This is a genomic window from Streptococcus suis (genome assembly GCF_046032535.1).
Classification (GTDB): Bacteria; Bacillota; Bacilli; order Lactobacillales; family Streptococcaceae; genus Streptococcus; species Streptococcus suis_AK.
Map to the genome: position 1 here is coordinate 1 of NZ_JARQPL010000038.1, position 19,506 is coordinate 19,506.

At 37.4% G+C, this 19,506-nt stretch carries 17 protein-coding genes and 1 pseudogene; 1 reads left to right on the plus strand and 17 read right to left on the minus strand.

The genetic code is table 11. From position 1 onward, the window contains the following. Positions 1-1,098 (plus strand): IS110 family transposase (locus P7J58_RS09830; protein ID WP_408572582.1); only part of this gene is annotated, 1,098 nt, incomplete at its 5' end. Positions 1,099-1,532: 434 nt separating this feature from the next. Here the strand turns inward: P7J58_RS09830 and P7J58_RS09835 are convergent. The 17 genes and pseudogenes from P7J58_RS09835 to gyrA form a co-directional block, all read right to left on the minus strand. Further along, the gene (locus P7J58_RS09835) at positions 1,533-1,658 is read right to left on the minus strand and encodes a hypothetical protein (RefSeq protein WP_408556246.1); all 126 of its coding nucleotides are present in this window, start codon (positions 1,656-1,658) and stop codon (positions 1,533-1,535) included. Between the two features lie 116 nt (positions 1,659-1,774). Beyond that, positions 1,775-2,350: a sugar transferase gene (locus P7J58_RS09840; protein ID WP_408556245.1), complete on the minus strand. Its 576-nt coding sequence runs from the start codon at positions 2,348-2,350 to the stop codon at positions 1,775-1,777. A 53-nt stretch (positions 2,351-2,403) separates the two neighbouring features. Further along, on the minus strand, positions 2,404-3,459 hold the full coding sequence (locus P7J58_RS09845; RefSeq protein WP_408556244.1) for an NAD-dependent epimerase/dehydratase family protein: 1,056 nt from the start codon (positions 3,457-3,459) through the stop codon (positions 2,404-2,406). A gap of 20 nt (positions 3,460-3,479) precedes the next feature. After that, positions 3,480-4,982, minus strand: a complete 1,503-nt coding sequence (locus tag P7J58_RS09850; RefSeq protein WP_105104810.1) for a lipopolysaccharide biosynthesis protein — start codon at positions 4,980-4,982, stop codon at positions 3,480-3,482. Continuing rightward, a complete protein-coding gene (locus P7J58_RS09855; protein WP_105104811.1) occupies positions 4,982-5,641 on the minus strand; it encodes a DUF1919 domain-containing protein in 660 nt (219 codons plus the stop codon). The genes P7J58_RS09850 and P7J58_RS09855 overlap by 1 nt, the downstream gene beginning before the upstream one ends. After that, a complete protein-coding gene (locus P7J58_RS09860) occupies positions 5,634-6,686 on the minus strand; it encodes a glycosyltransferase family 4 protein (protein WP_408556243.1) in 1,053 nt (350 codons plus the stop codon). The genes P7J58_RS09855 and P7J58_RS09860 overlap by 8 nt, the downstream gene beginning before the upstream one ends. Before the next feature lie 91 nt (positions 6,687-6,777). Further along, positions 6,778-7,737, minus strand: a complete 960-nt coding sequence (locus P7J58_RS09865; RefSeq protein ID WP_408556242.1) for a glycosyltransferase family 8 protein — start codon at positions 7,735-7,737, stop codon at positions 6,778-6,780. Continuing rightward, entirely contained in the window at positions 7,734-8,849 is a 1,116-nt protein-coding gene (locus tag P7J58_RS09870; RefSeq protein ID WP_408556241.1) for a glycosyltransferase, read from the minus strand. Before P7J58_RS09870 ends, P7J58_RS09865 begins: the two co-directional genes overlap by 4 nt. 8 nt (positions 8,850-8,857) lie before the next feature. Continuing rightward, positions 8,858-9,928 carry an EpsG family protein gene (locus tag P7J58_RS09875; RefSeq protein ID WP_408556239.1) on the minus strand — a complete coding sequence of 357 codons (1,071 nt, stop codon included), beginning with the start codon at positions 9,926-9,928 and terminating at the stop codon, positions 8,858-8,860. Between the two features lies 1 nt (position 9,929). Further along, positions 9,930-10,736 carry a glycosyltransferase family 2 protein gene (locus P7J58_RS09880; protein WP_408556238.1) on the minus strand — a complete coding sequence of 269 codons (807 nt, stop codon included), beginning with the start codon at positions 10,734-10,736 and terminating at the stop codon, positions 9,930-9,932. Positions 10,737-10,755: 19 nt separating this feature from the next. Beyond that, on the minus strand, positions 10,756-11,883 hold the full coding sequence (locus tag P7J58_RS09885; RefSeq protein ID WP_408556236.1) for a glycosyltransferase family 4 protein: 1,128 nt from the start codon (positions 11,881-11,883) through the stop codon (positions 10,756-10,758). Between the two features lie 17 nt (positions 11,884-11,900). After that, complete coding sequence (locus P7J58_RS09890) at positions 11,901-12,623, minus strand: CpsD/CapB family tyrosine-protein kinase (RefSeq protein WP_002940792.1); 723 nt, start codon at positions 12,621-12,623, stop codon at positions 11,901-11,903. A gap of 24 nt (positions 12,624-12,647) precedes the next feature. Further along, the gene (locus tag P7J58_RS09895) at positions 12,648-13,385 is read right to left on the minus strand and encodes an LPS chain length-determining protein (protein WP_002940793.1); all 738 of its coding nucleotides are present in this window, start codon (positions 13,383-13,385) and stop codon (positions 12,648-12,650) included. A 26-nt stretch (positions 13,386-13,411) separates the two neighbouring features. Beyond that, positions 13,412-14,428 (minus strand): UDP-glucose 4-epimerase GalE, encoded by a 1,017-nt coding sequence (galE, locus tag P7J58_RS09900; RefSeq protein ID WP_408556234.1) that lies wholly within the window; start codon positions 14,426-14,428, stop codon positions 13,412-13,414. Positions 14,429-14,816: 388 nt separating this feature from the next. After that, a pseudogene (locus tag P7J58_RS09905) lies at positions 14,817-15,971 on the minus strand (IS630 family transposase). A 225-nt stretch (positions 15,972-16,196) separates the two neighbouring features. Then, positions 16,197-16,946 carry a class A sortase gene (locus P7J58_RS09910; protein WP_024385286.1) on the minus strand — a complete coding sequence of 250 codons (750 nt, stop codon included), beginning with the start codon at positions 16,944-16,946 and terminating at the stop codon, positions 16,197-16,199. 6 nt (positions 16,947-16,952) lie between these two features. Next, a complete protein-coding gene (gene gyrA / locus P7J58_RS09915) occupies positions 16,953-19,397 on the minus strand; it encodes a DNA gyrase subunit A (RefSeq protein WP_408556233.1) in 2,445 nt (814 codons plus the stop codon). Positions 19,398-19,506 lie beyond the last annotated feature (109 nt).

The following is a 19,506-nucleotide window of genomic DNA, read 5'->3' on the forward strand; positions in this document are numbered from 1 at the left end:
TCATTTGAACGCATCGTCATTGGTATGGAAGCCACCAGTCTCTACAGCTTTCACCCTGCCATGTTCTTTCATGAAGATAGCGACTTGAAAGCTCTAATGGTTGAAGTCAGGGTGGAACAACCTAATAAGATTAAGAAATATCGGGAAGCCTTTGAAGAAAGTAAAAATGATACTATTGATGCCTTCTACATCGCCGATTATTTTCGTGCTGAGCGATTTTCACCTGCTTTTCTCAAAGAAGAAAAGTATCTGGCTCTCCAACACCTAACCAGAACGAGACTACAACTCATTGAACAGTTGACAAGAACAAAACAACACTTTATTGAAAATATTTATTATAAGTGCAATACCTTATCTACTGAAATCAAGAATGAGAGCCTCACAACTTCTCTCTGGTCTAGCACCATTATTTCCTTAATGACTGAAGACTATACCCTCGACGAGTTAGCGACCGTTCCTCTCAATGACCTAGCGGACTTTATCCAAAAATTGGGGAGAGGACGATTCAAAGCGCCTGAAAAATTAGCTAAAGCTATTCAATCAGCTGTCAGGGGATCTTATCGTCTACCCAAGCTACAACAAAATTCTGTCAATGTTATTCTCGGTCTATTAGCTCGAGAAATCAGAAACCTTGAGAAATTAATCAAGGATATTGATAAAGCTATTGAAGACATGGTCGAAGTCATCCCTGAATACCAGTGCTTAACTTCTGTTCCTGGTGTGGGGAAAGTGTACGCTGCAGGCATTATCGCTGAAATTGGACAGATTGATCGCTTTAAAGACCACCCTCAAGTCGCTAAATATGCAGGCTTGAATTGGAAACAGAATCAATCCGGGAACACTAACTCTCAAAATACTGAACTTGTCAAACGAGGCAACCGCTATCTCCGTTATTACTTAGTTGAAGCCGCCAACTCGGTCAGACGACATGATAGTGAATATCAAACCTTTTACAAGAAGAAGTATCAAGAAGTTCCTAAACATCAACACAAACGAGCCATCGTCTTAACCGCTAGAAAATTTGTGCGTCTGGTGGATGCGCTACTACGCAATCGCCAACTCTATGCGCCACCAAGGAGGCTTATGGAAGATAGATAATGATCTGCACAAGTCCTTGGATAAACTGGTGAAAAAAAGCGATTTTCACTAGGTGTTTTTAGTGCACCCTTTTGTCTAGAAAATCATCTAAAAATTAATCAACTTTCTATTGACTTTTTACCACTAGACTTAAACTATTTTTAGAACCTGCATTTACAGTTCAGCACTTCTATCTAAAACTCCTTTTTCAGCTTCTCATTGTTCGTTTTTTTCAAAATACAGCCAGTATTTCCTCAAAAACTACTTTGATTAGCAAAAAATTTTCTTACATAAAAGCACGAGACATGTGAATACAGGTTCTTCTTTTTATAGATTATATTGTATCTTCAAATCATCATCAGTATAGCATAGTCATTTGAATTAGCTTTGATACAGCGTCACTTTCGCCTTGCCGTACTCTAGTACAGCCTGCGTCTCAGTTCCTTGTCTGAAAGCTAATTCATTCGACTATAATTTTCTGATTGAACATCTGAAACTCTTTGGCGAATTTCTTCTTTTAATTGCATAAACAAGCGTTCTTTTTCATCGGAAGGTAAATCACTAGTATTTGTCACAGTCATTTGTTTTATATCCCTTTCACAAAAGTATAGCTATTGGAAAGATACGTTTTTTCAATGTTGTACTAACTTATTTATTTTACATTAAAACAAGATGAATAGCAAATTTCCTTCATTCGCTATCTTTTACGCTTATTTCGTCTTCTAAAAGGAAGCAGACTTGATATCAATACAAACGGTGTTATCAGCAAGCAGTACAGGTCAAGGGAGAGACTTGCTTCAGATAGGTATTGTCTGTCCCACTCAACCTTACTTTTCACCTTGTGGACTTGTAATCCTTTCACTTGAGCTAGTCCTGTTAAACCAGGTTTTAAACGATTGATACCATATCTATCACGAGCGTCAATCAAAGCCGTTTCACTCCACAAGGCTGGTCTCGGTCCAACCAGAGACATATCACCTTTTAAGATATTCCACAGCTGAGGAAGTTCGTCTAACTTTGACTTTCTCAGCCATTTTCCCACAGGAGTTACCAGACCTTTCCTAGGTTTTACCTGATAGGTCGGAACATCGCTAGGTACTGTAGCATACATGGTACGAAATTTATAAATGGTAAACGGCATCTTATCTTTTCCAATACGCGTTTGAGTAAACATCACAGGAAATCCTGTATCACAGGCGATAAGTACCCCTACCAAAAGAAAAATAGGAGAAAAGAGTAAGAGCATGAGCACAGCTCCAACAATGTCTATCAATCGTTTGAATACTTTATAAAACAGATGCTTTCTCCTTTCTCACATTCATCTAATTACAGATAATATTCCTTATACCACTGGGCAAACTGCCTCAGTCCCTCACGAAAAGGTGTTGTTGGTTTGAACCCAAAGTCTTTTTCTAATGCACTCGTATCAGCATAGGTCACTGGGACATCGCCAGGCTGCATAGGAACAAGTTTCTTATGCTCTTCAAAATCATAGTCACCAGTTAAAACACCAGCTGCTACTAGCTCTTCCTGTAAAATTGTCACAAAATCCAAAAGGTTCTCAGGGTGACTATTTCCAATATTGTATAAGGCGTACGGCGGAATCGGCAAACCATCTTCACCGATTTCTAACTTTGGAGCCTTCTCCATGACCAGACAAATCCCTTGTACAATATCATCAATATAGGTAAAATCACGCTTGCAGTGACCATAGTTAAAAATTTCTATCGTCTCTCCCTTTAGTAATTTATTGGTAAATCCAAAGTAAGCCATATCTGGACGACCAGCAGGACCATAAACTGTAAAGAAACGCAAACCAGTGGTTGGGATTTGATAGAGTTTACTGTAGGCATGAGCGAATAATTCATTGGACTTTTTAGTCGCAGCATAGAGCGAGACTGGATGGTCTACCTGATCATCTACCGAAAATGGCACTTTCTCATTTCCACCATAAACAGACGATGACGAGGCATACACTAAATGCTCAACAGGATGCTGGCGACAAGCCTCTAAGATGTTTTGAAAACCAATCACATTACTCTCAATATAGACATCTGGGTTCGTAATCGAATAGCGAACACCTGCTTGTGCTGCAAGGTTCACCACAATATCAGGTCTAAAGTCAGCAAAAACTTGAGTAACCAAGTCTTTATCAGCAATATTTCCTTTGATAAGGCGATAACTGGCTTTAGAGTTTGCAGCCTCTTTTTCCAATTCAGCCAATCGCCATTCTTTCAAAGATACCTCATAATAATCATTTAAAGAATCCAGACCAATAACCTGCATCGCTTGATTGGCTCTCAATAACTTCTGAACAAGATGGCTACCGATAAACCCAGCAGAACCAGTGATTAGGATGGTTTTGTTTGTAAAATAATTCATTTCTTCTCCTATTCAAGTCACTAACGACTAATCAAACTTAAACATCGTTTAAAAAATGAACGATCAAGTAAGGCAATCACCATAATTATCAACATTAAAGAAATTCCCCCTGTTACAGCACATAACAAGAATAACTGTCCCCAACCATTTATTACAAATTTTGTCAGCAATGCATTTCCAATAATAACAGGAATAAAAAATTCTAGAACAGCAATTATACCAGTTTTTAAAGAGTGGACAGGTGAACGACGCAGTATATGACGGTTAACATATTTAATAAAGGTGCTGTAACGATATAAACTTGAACAAAGCGTTGCAAATAATACACCATAAATACCATAATCTTTTACTAAAAGTAATGATAAAGAAAGATTTAAAAGGGATTCAATAATAGCAAAATTTTGTGTTTCCTTAAAAGCACCGACAGCCATTACCACTGTCAAAAGTGGTGTTCGAAGATTAGTCACAAGTGCATTGGCTAAGAATAGAACCATTATCCAGAAATTTACATAATTAATTCCATCAACCTCCCCTACATAGAGCCTAACAAAAGGAAGCAGAGCAAAGCAACAAACCCCAAGAACAAGTGCAATAAGTATATAGTAAATTTTCTCAAAAAAGCGATACTCCTCAGCAAACACTTCTCTACCACTTGATACATAAAGATGACCTAGATTAGCTGTAATGGAATTGGTAAAACTTTGAGAGAAAAATCCATTGATATTTGAAATAACCAAATTATAGATAGAGTAAACACTGACGATACTGTATCCTTTTGCAATGGATAAAACAATTCCATCTGTATTATTCACTACCAAATTTGTAATTTGGTGAATAAAAACATTCCATCTATTAGCAGTCACTTGAAAATCAGGTTTAGTAGTTTTATCCAGAAAGTGATAGTGTCTTCTAATATAAATAACGATCAATAATAGCTTCAATAAATAGACAACTGCTGGAACCAACTGCACCCATAAAATGTCAACTTTTTGAAGCATTAATACAATACGAAGACCACCTTGACTAAGTACAGCAATAATATTGATGAGATTTAAAATGTACAACCTTTTATCTGCCTGAAGCAATATACGATACTTACTACCAAAAAAATATTCTAAGAGTTGTGCTAACCCTGAAGCAATAATTATTGCAAAAACAATTCGATAGTCCCAACTACTTTTTACAATCAATGGATAAATCAAAGCAAGAGCAATAAGCAAAGCTGAAAAAGTTACACCAATTCGAACATAAAAATGACCAATTGCATTTAAGCCTGCATTTATTGCTCTTTCTTCTTTTGACACGAGTGGTTTATACAAACCTTGAATAGAGGAGGAAGCTATACCTGCTTCTACTAACATCAAATATGTTATTAGATTGGTAATCGTTGTAATAAAACCATGCATCTGTGGACCGTAAGTAGAAATTAGTAGTTTAGGTACAATAAATGCTATGAGAATTGTTACAATCTGCAAAACAATAGCTGCTAATAAGTTTAAAACGATATTTCTTTTTTCACGCATTATTTTCGATAGTTGTCCTCTCCATTTAGAAATGCAACGTAATCAATGTATTTCTGATAAAAACGTTCTCCCGATGGAGAAGAGAAATTCAATAATCTAGCATCTGTTTTCTCTTCATATTCGTTGCAAATTACCGCTGATGCTCCTGAGAAGCTAGCGTTTTTTTGACTCACAAACAATATTTTATTTTGAAAAGGCAATTCTTCAAAATCTACAATGTCTTGCTCATCCAATCCTTCATCGCAACAAATCACAAAAATATTTTGCCAATTAATCCTTTCTTTTCGCCGCTTCCAAGCTTCCTCTGCCTCATGGTTACTTTTATAATGAACAAAAGAAATTAAAATGTCATTCCCAAGCAAAGCCTCTGGATAAGTCTTTTGGGAGTCAACAAATGTTAAAGGCTGCTCCAAATAATGCTGAATATTTTTAAGAAATGTTATAAAATCCTTTGGACGCATCATTAAATTCACAGTAGGAGAAAGAAATTGTTCCCCTAAATCATGATACATGACGCTACCGATACAGTTCTGTGAAAAGATGGTAAACTGCTTATTTTTTAATAAAGAACGTTCATGACGATTCCTCCAGTATCGCCTTGCAACTCTGCCTAATTTATCACTTAACACTGCGTAACTTTTACTTATTATCTCATTCATAGATTTCCTCAAATAATGTTAACCATTGCTTAACTACTGTATCATCTGAAAATAATGGTAAATCTAGTTCTGATTTATCAGAAAAAGATTGACGCACATCTGGATTTTCAATTAAAAAGCGAATTTTTTCAGCCATTTTTTTCTTGTGATAGGGCTCCACCAGATAGCCATTAATGCCATCTCTAAGAATCTCATCTGGTCCCGTCTCAATATCGAAACTCACTATTGGTAACTTCTGTGATTTTGCTTCTAACAGAACCATCGGCAATCCTTCATAGAGAGATGGTAAAACATATACAGCTGATTCTCTCATAGTCTCTATCAAATGATTTGTACGCCCACAAAATTCCACTTGATTTTCAACACCGTATTCACGGACCTTTTCCATTAAGTATTCTAAATATTCATCTGTTCCCGAACCATATATTTTCCAAGTCCAATCAGGGTGATTTTTTAGAGCAATAGAGGCAACTTCAGGAATACTATCAAAATTCTTTATAGGTCGAAGATGACCAGCACTGACAATCGTTTTAGAGGCGATATTGTAGTTTCCTTCACTCTGTTTACTAAACATATTATAAATCTGTTTCAATCGCCTTTTAAAGAAAAACTTCCGCTGAAACGTTTGAAAGTCTCTTTTAGTCAATACGACATAGGCATCTGATAACAATAGTTCTATCGCTCTAACGATTTGAATGTAGGATACTCCTTGATTTTGATAATAATTGGCATGTTCCCACACAATATATTTTTTCCTACACAAAAGTGTTGGTAGAAAGGATACCATGCCTGACAAAGCCTCCATTGTCACCACAATATCTGGAGAGAGTTTTTTTAATAGTTTGAAATATTCAAGATTCATTCGTAGAATATTATCACTCTTAAGATGATAATAAGCAACATCCTCCCTTAAAAGTACTGGTGGCTCTGAAAATCCTGTGCTGATAATCGTAATCTTGTGACTATCTGCGAGCTTATTAACAAGATTGAAGCACGCACTATCAACTCCACCACCTGATATTTGTCCATAAAAAACTATATTCATCTAATCACACCATCTTTAAAAATATTTGTTTAACTAGTGATAGGAGATATAGAATATCAAGAATTACAAAATCCTAATATTTGCAAACTACCTATTTAGAAAAAAGCTTGATGAATAGAGTTGGAAAATGATTATACAAGTAACTCAAAAGTCGTTGTTTAAATCCTCTAGTATCCTTATCCAAATTACGTAAGGGATAATTAGTCAGATTTCTATATTCAAGATACCTAGTTGCAAGGGGGTGACCACAATGCTCTACCCAAGGCCTCGTCATCATATTTGGAGTATAGTGAATAAATGTTGGATTATTTCGTGCCTCAGCCAAAGTAGAATCATCATAGTAAGGCATCACGTGATATAGTTTTTCTATTTGCTCACGTGTCAATTGAAATATACTTGAAAAAGCATTGTACTTTGGAGAAATAGCTTTTATCAAATTTTGTTTTCCCAATACACCATTTATGGTTCCCTGATCCATGGCATCCACTTCACCGTTATGTTGGTGGATAAACTCTCGGCATTGCTCCACAAAGTGAATTTTTCGACAATAATCTAAGTTCCAAAGAATCATACCCGCATTGATATAAATATCATCTGGTTTTAAACCTACATTTTTTCGCCTTTCGACTGGATTCGTATCTCTAACCCCAGCTATTGCATAACCTGTTAAATCAATTTCATATAACTCTGCTAAATCTGAATTTACAACCGCATCAACATCAAGATAAAGAGCTCTATCACTCTCTAATAAATCAGGAATAAAAATTCTTGCATAAGTTGAGAGACTCCTGTCTCCAACCAGCCCCCCGATTAATTTCTGAATTTTCTCATTATTTATGGAGAAGTAATTAATCTGGAAGGCAGAATATGGAAGCAATAATTGTTTCAAGGACTGGAGTTCCGCCTGAGTCAGATTATTTCCAAATAAATGAACATTGATTACCTGATAACTTGTATTTGTTTTTCCGATAGAAATTAGCAGCGTCTCTGCGTGTGGTAAGTAATTTTTATCACTAGCAATGACAATATCAATCGTTTTTTTTGAAATCATAGTTCCTGTAACATCCTTTCAATCGCTAATACTTGATTCGCTTGATTAAAGTTTTGTCCTCGTATTTCTGCCATCTTTCTGTAGTTTGCTAACTTATTAGGATTTTCCAATAACTCTTTTAATCCTTTGTATAATGCTGTTTCTGAATTTTCAACAATCACTCCATATTCATTCTGTTCCCCCAGTAATTCAGCCATTCCTGAGCAATCTGTCGTCAGAACTGGTGTCCCCACAATTAACGACTCTGTTACTGCGGTGCTATATCCTTCATGAAGCGAGGAGCAGACAAATAGATCTGCATTTTTGACATAAGCATAGGGATTTTCTTTATATCCAAGTAAATGAACAATTGAATCAACTTCTTCTGCTTCTATCAACCGTTGCAACTCAGAATATAGTTCACCAGTCCCTAACAGAGACAGTTCTATAGAATAGCCTTCTTTTGCCAATCGTGAGACAATACGAATTAATCGTTCAAACCCCTTTTGTGGCACCAAACGTCCAACAGAAATAAGCTGTAAGTTCTGAGGATTGGATGACTTATCCGCGTCTACTTGCTCCAGAGATAACCTTCTAATTTTATCCGTCTCAATCACATTGTATAATACCTGAGGATTATGAACAAGATTAGGAAAAAGTGACTCGTATGATGTCTTTACCGTCTCTGCAACAAAAATAGTTGCATCATACTTTTGTTGAAGTCTTCTGAACTCTCTTTCCGAACGATAACATGATAATAGTTCTTGCTTATTATGAAATTCATTATGAATCCACTGAACAAACTTGGTGGATTGCTTATTTCCACCAGCTATGATGCGAGTTGTTGGACTTTGAAAGAAGGAAACAACAATATCATAATCACCTTTCACCATTTTTTTATAAAGATATTCTGGTGAAGCCAATTGCAATAACAACCTATTTCCTCTAAATACTCTCGGAAACACAAACTTATAGTTGACTCTCTCATTCAGAAACTGTTTATTGACTCCAACATCAAACAACGTTAGCACTGTGATGTCATATTTCTTGTTTAAATTATTGACCAGGTTAACCAACACCTTTTCAGCTCCCCCACCGCTTAACGAAGGAACCATAAATAATATTTTCTTCATTTTCCTCCTCATTCCCATACAAATTTAAACTGATACGGAAGTAAATTACCTTGTTTTAAAATATATACTGTCACAATAAAAATAAGAATGAACCAAGCATATCCTAAAAAATGAACAACTTTTTTACTAGTCGGTACAAAGTATTGCTCTATTTCTGGAAACAGCAATACCCTGCCAGGAAGTGAAAAGTAAAAAGCCAAACGTTTAATATAGGGGCTGAAGAAACCAGTCAAACCAATTAGTACAACCATCAGCATCGTTTGATAGAGTAAAAGAACATGCTCACTTTTACGACGTTTATACAAGACAGCAGATACATAAGCTAATTCAATAACGTATAAAATAAAGTCTCTATTCCCCCCACTCGTTTCTGGAGAAGCGTAACTTCCATAATCATCTGATGCTTCAATGAATGATATGACCTGTCCTCTAAAAAATACCATAACAGAGAAAGCTATCGCCCAAAAGATGACAAGTGGAATATTAGACAAAACTTTTCTTTCTCGAAAATTCCACAAGGGGAGAATAGCTAGGGCAATGAGTGCTGTACTATGAAAGCCCATTGCAATTAATACCGTCAACATATAACGTAGCAAGTGTCCTCTCTCGATAAACTTGAATCCCCAAAAGACAATGGATACTGCTAGCATTTGTCTTAAAATATTAAATGACGTTGTAAAAAAGAGTAGCAAAAAGATTGTCATTGCATAGTGCATTGGAATCTGTTTATAATCTTTTTTCAGCGTATCATAGACAGGAAGAAGAGTTAGCACACCAAAAATCCCTTGAGTTAGGAACATGCCTCCGTAGCTATATGTTACTTTAGATAATATAACAAACAGTATTTCCTTACGCTCAGGTGAAAAAATTTCTGACCATGGCATTTCAGCATAGCGCTCAAAGATTTGTTGATAGGTAACAGAGTCAGTTCCCACCATGTAGCGTCCACCTGAAAAAATAAAAATAATGACAAAGGCAGAAACAGTACAAATGACTCTAAGTAGTTTGTCTCTAGTAGGTACAGCTAATAAAGTTGTAACAATACCATACGTGATAAAGTAGGGAAGTAACTCTAGCATCTTATTTCCTATCTCTTCGTGTTTGATGGTAGAACATTCTGATACGGTTTGGTATAGCTGCACTCAATAGAGGTTTGAAAGCTATAGGATACTTATAAAATGGAATAGCAATCAAGCGGTAACCATTGAGTGTTGTTAAAAAATACATCCATGCATTTCGCCATGAAATCTTTTTAAAATCATCTAAACTTTGATGATATACTAACAACGGAAGCTGTAAGTTATAACCTTTATACCCTTTCGCATAAAAACGAAACCATAAATCCAAGTCTTGTCCTCTTTGAGTTCGCCAAGAAACTGTATAACCTTTCAAGGCATCATAGGCACTTTTTCGCATCATTATTGTAGGGTGCATAAATGGCGCACCATATAAAAGATCTGTAGACTCTGGGATTTCCTTGACTGTTTTGATAGACTGCTCGCCAGAACCATCATCAACATATGAACAACTGCCAACTAGTTGGTACTCCGGATGGTGCTTCAAAAACTCTACCTGAGTACGCAAGCGGTGAGGTAAAGCAATATCATCTCCATCCATCCGAGCTATGTATTCTCCACTACTATATTTTAAACAGTGATTTAAAGAATAAGCCAACTTCTCGTTTTTGGTGTTTTGAATGACTTTAATACGAGAATCTTTCTGAGCATATTTTTTTACAATAGAAAGTGTTTCATCCGTAGAACAGTCATCACAAATGATAAATTCCCAGTTGTGATAATCTTGATTTATGATAGAATCAATGCACGTCGAAATCGTCTCCTGAGCATTATAAACACCCATGATAATACTGACTAAACTATCTTCCACACTCTTCCTCCCAGTAACATTAATTGTATGTAGCTGCTATGTCTTTCTTTATGTTAGCTACAGCATAGTTCTGACTTTTCCGATAAGAATCAGCAGAATAGGACTGATACAATTCTTCATCATCTATCAATTGTTCTACCGCATTAGCAAATGCTTCTGCTGTTGCTTCTTTTAAAACAATGCCATTTTGCCCGGTTTCAACCAAATCACGATTGCCCCGACAATTTGAAACAACCAAGGGGAGACCCGTCGCCATTGCTTCGATTAAATTGACAGGTAACCCCTCTCGCTTGGAACTAGATAAAGCAAGCTCTGAAATTTTCATTAAATCAGGAACATCGCTTCTGTAACCTAATAAGTGAACAAAGTCCCCCAACTGTTTTTCATCAACTTGCTGTTGGTAAGTATCTGCAAGGACACCATGACCAACCAACAAGAGTACTAGGTCTTGTCGCTTTTTAGAGAGTTGCTCCATCATCTCTATCAAGACGGTTTGATTCTTATTGGCATTGAGTTCTCCAACAAAAATCAAGTATTTTTTATTGGCATCAAATCCTAATCTTCTTTTGAGTTCACTCTTTTCTTCCTCGTTCACAGGTTGGAACTTTTCTGTATCAATCCCTACCCCATTGACCAAGTAAAGGTGCTTCATCTGAAAATTCTTTTTTGCAATCGTATAATCTTCGTGATTAATCGTTATCAAGGTATCTGTGTAGCGAGAGAGGAATTTTTCAATAGGATAATAGGTTAACCAATTAAATAATGGACCACCTTTTAAAAAGTGAAAACCATGAGCAGTATAAAATACTCTAACGTTTGGAAGATTACGACAAGCCAGACGTACAATAGCAGATGCAATCGGGGTATGGGTATGAACGATATCATATCCCCCATTTTTAATGATATCTCTTAACTGACCAATAAGCTCTATATATGGATTTCGTAGGGGGCTACGGCTAAATGGTAACTCATAGGTTGCCCCTACCAAGCTCAATAAGTTATCCTCAAAAGGTCTTTCTAGTTTACAAGCCACATCAACCGTGTGCCCATCTTCAACCAATTGTTCAATATGGGGTATAAAAAAAGCATTCAGTGTATTTGAAATGGTTGTTACGTATAAAATTTTCATCTTTAAACTTCTGGACATTCTTCTCTCCTAAATCTTCACTCTTTTTTGTAATAATAGTATTTATCGTCCTGGTCCATTGGCACATCGTTTAACACACAACCTAAAATACGCGCCTCGACATTTTCCAAAGCTGTCTTACTCCTTCTCACCTCATCTTTTTTCACATAGCCAGAGCGTACGACAAGGATAACTCCATCAACACGGCTCGCTATAATTTGAGGGTCTGTAACGCTATTAATCGGCGGAACATCATAAATGATATAATCAAAATGCTTTTCCAGTTCCCCCATAATTTTCTTCATATTCTGAGAGGCGAGCAACTCTGATGGATTTGGTGGCAACTCGCCCGCTGGCATAATAAAGAGCGAGATATCTTCCTTGAAATAAATAATATCTTTGGCTGGAAGTTTGGGGTTTAAGATTAAATCTGATATCCCAGGAAATCTTGACACCCTAAGTGTCTTATGAACAGTTGGTCTTCTTAAATCAGTGTCAACAAGCAAAACATTCTTTCCTGTTGCCGTTAAACTTACCGCCAAATTTGCCGCTACTGTTGACTTTCCCTCTCCAGGAATAGACGATGTCACCGCAATCGACTTCAATGAATCATTAACTTGTATGAACTCTAAATTAGTGCGCAACATTCGAATTCGTTCAGAATTTTGTGATTCTGGTTCTACATATGTATAAAGTGGTGCTCCTTTTTTTTGTTCAACAGCCAAACTCTGTCTATTTCTACGTTTCTTTTTAAACAACATTAGATTGCCTCCTTTCCAACTTATCTATCTACGTCTTGAACTCTGTTCTTGTAAGCGACTATTTTGCTGTTCTTTTGGGGACATTGTATATAGTTCCCCCAAAACAACTAGGTTCATACTTTCTAAAAATTCTGCATTAGTTACTGTATTATCTGCCAACATCATATAAAGTGCTTGTACAATGGCTGAAACTCCGCCAATCACGGCACCAATTAAGGCATATTTTTTTAAATTTGGTTCCGTTTTCCCCGCACTATAAGACGCTTTTGATAGAACAACCACCTTAGATACATTGTCCCCATAAATCGTCTGTAAGACCTGTGTAAACTTCTCTGTTATAATCGTTAGTATTCGTTGTGCCTCATCAGGGCTATTCCATTTTAATGATAGTGTGAAGGTTTGAGATTTCTCATCAGAATGGTTGAATGTTAAATTGCTTTTCAAATGACCTACTGTAACCTGGCCTCCAACTTCTTTGACCACTTCATCTAACACCGGTTCGCTCACTAAAATTTCTTTGTAAGTCGGTATCATCTCTAGGTTGGTTCTTGTTTCATTTTGGTAACTTTGTTGCTCAATGGTCTCATTACGCGTGACCAATAACTGAGTGGTAGAACTATATTTTGGAGCAACCATAAACATAGCATATCCAAACATGATAATAGCACCAATTAGTCCCAAAATAATTATTTTAAAAAGATGTGTTCGCAAAAATCGAACAACATTCATCAAATCTATTTGCTCATTTTTAATTTCTTCCATAACGAGAATATCATTCCTTTTTCTACTTAATCTTTAAATCCTTGAGGATACTTTTGCTGCCATCTCCAAGAATCTCGACACATATCTTTAATATCAAACTGAGCTTTCCACCCCAATTCTTGTTCAGCTTTACTTGCATCCGCAAAACATGTTGCAATATCACCAGGACGCCTGTCCATGATTTTATAAGGGAGCGACTGACCAACAACTTCAGACATCATCTGGATTAGTTCTAAAACAGAGTAACCCTGACCTGTTCCCAAATTATAAACTTCTAAACTTTGTTGATTTTCTAAATGTTCTAAAGCCGCTAAATGCCCTGTAGCCAAGTCCATCACATGAATATAGTCCCTAACTCCCGTACCATCCTTGGTCGGATAGTCTTGACCAAAAACTCGAATATAGGGAAGCTGACCAATAGCGACCTGTGTGATGTAGGGAAGCAAATTATTAGGGATGTCTTGTGGACTTTCTCCCAGTAATCCCGACTGATGAGCACCTATAGGATTAAAATACCTTAACAGGGTTATCTTCCAAGTCTGATCTGAGTGGTACAAATCACGCAAAATATTCTCAAGCATCAATTTTGTTCTACCGTATGGATTGGTTACAGAAAGTTTTGCATCTTCTGGAATTGGATTTATCTCGGGATCTCCATACACTGTGGCTGAAGAACTAAATATTATCTTTTTACAATTGTACTGTCGCATCACCTCGAGTAATGTCAATGTTCCTGCCACATTATTGTGATAATATTCCAAAGGTATTTCAACTGATTCCCCAACAGCTTTTAGCCCTGCAAAATGTATAACAGCTTCTATCTGTTCCTGTTTGAAAATATTCTCCAACAATTCCTTATCACGAATATCACCTTGGTAAAATGTTAAAGATTTTCCTGTAACTGTTTCGATAGCCTCTAAACTTTTCTTGCTAGAGTTAATCAAGTTATCAATCACAACAACATCATAGCTTGCTTCAAGTAACGCTATGCAAGTATGAGAACCAATATAACCACAACCACCTGTAATTAATATTCTCTTCATTTTTTCCTTCTATTTTCAGACACTAATATTTCTATTGTACCCCCCCCGTCATTTTGTCAAATTTTCAACCCACGCCGTCGCAGGACAAACGCATGAAGAAAATGCATGTAACCATACTGTTAAAAGACTAAATTCAGAAATACGAAAAATATTAAAATTCGCTAAACGAGACAAACTTTCTATTACTGATTTTACTGACGGAGTTATCATCGCAGGACAAGCTAGTCGGAAAATCAAAACTGAAAAAGCTATCACAAGTACTGTTGATTACTATAAACTTCTATCAACTTGAAAATATAACATAAACAAGGAATACAATATTCTTGACTACTTGCTCTATCTTCAATTAAAAACAGGTCTACGCTTTGGTGAAGTCTTAGGTTTATACTCATTCGATTTCAAAATCTGAACAAATCCATTTTCTATGGACAATACTTTTTAGAGTCTCATTATTTAACCCTCGAATGATTTCTTGGAGCTTATCAATGACTGATTCCAATGTTTGAAAGGCTCTGTTCTTAAAGCCGCGTTTTCGAATCTCTGCCCAAACTTGTTCAATGGGATTCATCTCTGGGGTATATGGTGGTATGAATGTAAATTCAATATTATCAGGTATTTCAAGTGCCTGAGATTTATGCCAAATGGCATTGTCCATGACTAAAATGATGTAGTCATTGGGATAAGCTTCTGATAATTGTCGTAAAAATTCATTCACCCAAGCGGTATTACAACCACCAGCTATTATGAAGAAAGATTCACCTGTATGGGCATCTACCGCACCATAGCAGTAACGAAATTCGCGGATGTGATGACTTGAGATATTCGGACGGTGGTTTTTAGGGCTCCAACATGCCCCTAGTTTACTAATCCGACCAAACCCTGCCTCATCTTGATACAAAAAGTCTGCTGGGAGCAGACTTTTTCCTGAGCTCGGAAATTGGAAAGCGAAGACGGGTTTGCTTATAGGAATTTTCTTCAAGAAATCGCTTACCAGACTTTTCCTTGTACAAAGATTTTATTTTTAGACGCTAGAATCGTTTCGGCGTCTGCTTTCTTTGGATGTTCTGGACGGGGAGTTAACTTTTGTTGCTTACTGCGTAAGCTTTATTTCCCGTCTCAAAGAATCTTTTGATTCTTTGACCCATCCATGACGTTTCAATAGTTGGTAGAAGCCATCTTTAGTTGTCGTGCGACCAATTTTATCTTGATAAGCTCTATAAAGGGATTCAACAGTTACAAATTCTCCATTTACAGCAGAAGTTAACTGCTCACTCAAGAAAGCTTGTTCTTCTTCAACTGTCATATAAGAGTGGCGACGACCTCCTCTTGCATCTGAGGTAAGCCCTGTTAAACCATGTTCTTGATATTTCTTAGTCAATCTCCAAACCGTATCATGTGAGACATCAAGCATATCCATAATGGATTTGTAGGGAGTATGGATAGCCCTGAGATATACTGCTTGAATACGTTTGTGATGAGGTGCTAAGTTTTTATCTTTTAGAGCTGTTTTAAGCTCTTTAATCATTTCGTTAGTAAATTCCATGTTTCTATCATACTTCAGTTTTTGAAATTAGTTAAGTATAAGAAATTAGTCCAAGATAATAGAGATAAAAATAAAAACACAAATAGTTCGGCTGGATTTCATTAAAATCAGCTTGAATCTATCTGTGTTTTAAACATAAGGAAAGAGAGAACGCATTTCGTCCTCTCTAGGTGTTAGCTTTTCATCTACCCACTACAGTTGACAAAGAGCCAATATATAGATGTTTTATTGTCCATAATCATACTGATTATAACTCTTATTGAAGGAATCTAAGATGTCTTTTGCAGTTTCATTATATGGAGTTGTTGATTCAAGAACTCCTTTTACAATGATACGTTGTGTTGCATTATAGTCCGTACATGTTACCAAGGTAACTTCTGTACGTCCTTCTACATCATCAATGACATAGACACTTTCAGGCGAAACAATTTCCACACTATCAATAACGTAGGTGTAAACATTGGTCTTGTCAGTAATATATATTTTCATGCCGTTTTTAGCACGATCAAGCGGTGAAAAGAGAACATCTGCCGCACCAGTTACACCAAAAATATGGTGGCTGGCCAACGCATAATTTCCTTTCCCCATCTCTTGGTTTTCCTTCATGGTACCAGCTCCATACATGAGCGAAGTATTGAAGACCCCTTTAAAAATAGGAAGGTTGATACCAAGCTCGGGAACCGCAATTCCACCAATTACAGGTAAGCGTTGTGCATCCCACTGAGCTGCTAAAATAGCCTCTGTAGAAATAGATTGAACCTGATCGAAATCAAATGTTGTTTCAGCCTGTTTATTCTTTTCGATATCCTCTGTCGTAACATTGCTAATCTGGTATTTATTCGTATTCCAGCCGATAATAAAATTACGGATAGAGGTGTTGAATATCAACGCTAGGGAAATCAGTATCAATACAACTGTTAAAAGATTGCGCCAAAAAGAACCTTTACGCTTCTTCTTTTTTTCACGTTTTGACATGATTATTTATTCCTTTTCTTCTTTAATTTCGGCAGCATCTACCAAGGCAAAGGTCATGATTTTCGCTTCATCATTCAAGCGCATCACTTTTACACCCATGGTTGAACGACCAGTTTGAGAGATATTGGCAACACTTGTACGAATAATCACGCCAGTATCGGTAATAACCATAATATCTTCATCACCAGATACCGTTGTCAAACCTGCTAGAGAACCATTCTTCTCAGCAACTTTAAGAGTCTTGATACCCTTACCACCACGACCTTTGGTTGGATACTCACTGGCTGGTGTACGTTTACCAAAACCTTTTTCCGTCAATACGAGTACTTCTTGGTCATCAGAAATCATAGTAGCGCCAACTAACTGGTCTCCCTCGCGTAAATTGATACCACGAACACCTGTTGCTGTACGGCCCATATTACGAACATCTGTTTCAGTGAAACGTACAGAATAACCGAACTTAGTCCCCATAATAATGTCTGCTTGACCATTTGTTAAGAAAACATTGATGAGTTCATCGTCTTCTTTCAAATTCAAAGCTTTCAGACCGCTCTGGCGAATATTGGCAAATTCTGACACACTAGTCCGTTTTACAACACCTTGGCGGGTTGCAAAGAAGAGATAGCTATCTGCCTCCTGGTCCTTAGTCACGTTGATAATGGTTTGAATGGACTCATTTTCTTCCAACTTGAGCAAGTTGACAACCGGCAATCCTTTAGCCGTACGACCATACTCTGGGATTTCATACCCTTTCAAGCGATAAACTCGACCTTTGTTGGTAAAGAACAAAAGTCTGTCATGCGTGCTGGTTGAAACCAACTCACGTACAAAGTCATCATCCTTGACACCAGTTCCTTGAACCCCACGTCCTCCACGTTTCTGAGCTTGGAATTCATCCTGAGCCAAACGCTTGATGTAGCCTTGGTTTGACAGGGTAATCAAGACATCTGTTTCCTCAATCAAATCCTCATCTTCAAGAGAAAGGACTTCACCGACCATCAATTCTGTACGACGTGGGTCTGCATACTTGCGTTTCACCTCGTCCAATTCTTCCTTGATAATGATTACAACACGCTCTGGTCTAGCCAAAATATCAGCCAAATCTGCAATCAAGGCAATCAGTTCATCGTATTCAGACTGAATCTTATCACGTTCCAAGCCTGTCAAGCGACGGAGACGCATATCAAGAATAGCCTGACTCTGACGTTCAGAAAGGTCAAATTTCTCCATCAATTCAGCCTGGGCAATAGCATCAGTTTCTGAATTGCGGATTGTGCGAATGACTTCATCAATATGGTCAAGAGCAATCAGCAAACCTTCTAAGATATGAGCACGCGCTTCTGCTTTTTCCTTATCAAATTGCGTACGACGAGTGACGACTTCCTTCTGGTGTTCAATATAAGACTCTAAAATCTGACGAACAGAGAGAATTTTCGGCACACCGTTTTGAATGGCCAACATATTGAAACTAAAATTGGTCTGAAGCTGAGTTTGCTTGAATAGGTTATTCAAAATAACGTTAGCAGAAGCATCACGACGAACTTCAATGACAAAGCGCACACCCTCACGGTTGGATTCGTCTCGAACAGCAGTGATTCCTTCAATACGTTTTTCTTGGACTAATTTGACAATATGTTCTTGAACCTTGGACTTATTGACCATGTATGGAAACTCTGTAACAACAATGCGTTCACGACCATTTCCATATTCTTCAATTTCTGTGCGGGAACGAAGAACTATTGAACCTTTACCAGTTTCATATGCACGGTGAATTCCAGATTTCCCCATAACCAAGGCACCTGTCGGAAAATCTGGTCCAGGCAAGACTTCCATAATCTCACGTGTTGTTACCTCGGGATTGTCCATAACCAGCTTAACTGCCTCGATAGTCTCACCCAAGTTGTGTGGAGGAATGTTGGTAGCCATACCAACGGCGATACCAGTCGTTCCGTTAACCAGAAGGTTAGGGAAACGAGCAGGTAAAACCTCAGGCTCACGTTCACTCGCGTCATAGTTATCCGCAAAATTTACCGTGTTCTTGTTAATATCACGAAGCATTTCAAGCGCAATCTTGCTCATGCGTGCTTCTGTATAACGCTGAGCGGCTGCTCCGTCGCCATCCATGGAACCAAAGTTTCCGTGACCATCAACTAACATGTGACGGTAGCTCCACCATTGTGCCATACGAACCATTGCTTCGTAAATCGCACTATCTCCATGCGGGTGATATTTACCCATAACATCCCCTGTGATACGGGCTGATTTTTTATGTGGTTTATCCGGTGTAATTCCTAATTCATTCATCCCATACAAAATACGGCGATGAACCGGCTTCAGACCATCACGTACATCAGGCAGAGCACGTGAAACGATAACACTCATCGCATAGTCGATGAAGGATGATTTCATCTCATTGGTCAGATTAACCGTTACTAAATTTTTATCTTGCATTATATGCCTCTTTCAACAGTCATTGTGCTTCTATTATACCATATTGGCGAATAAATTTCTTTGTTGGAAACTAGCATGTAAACATTTTCAAAGGCGCTTTCACAAGTGA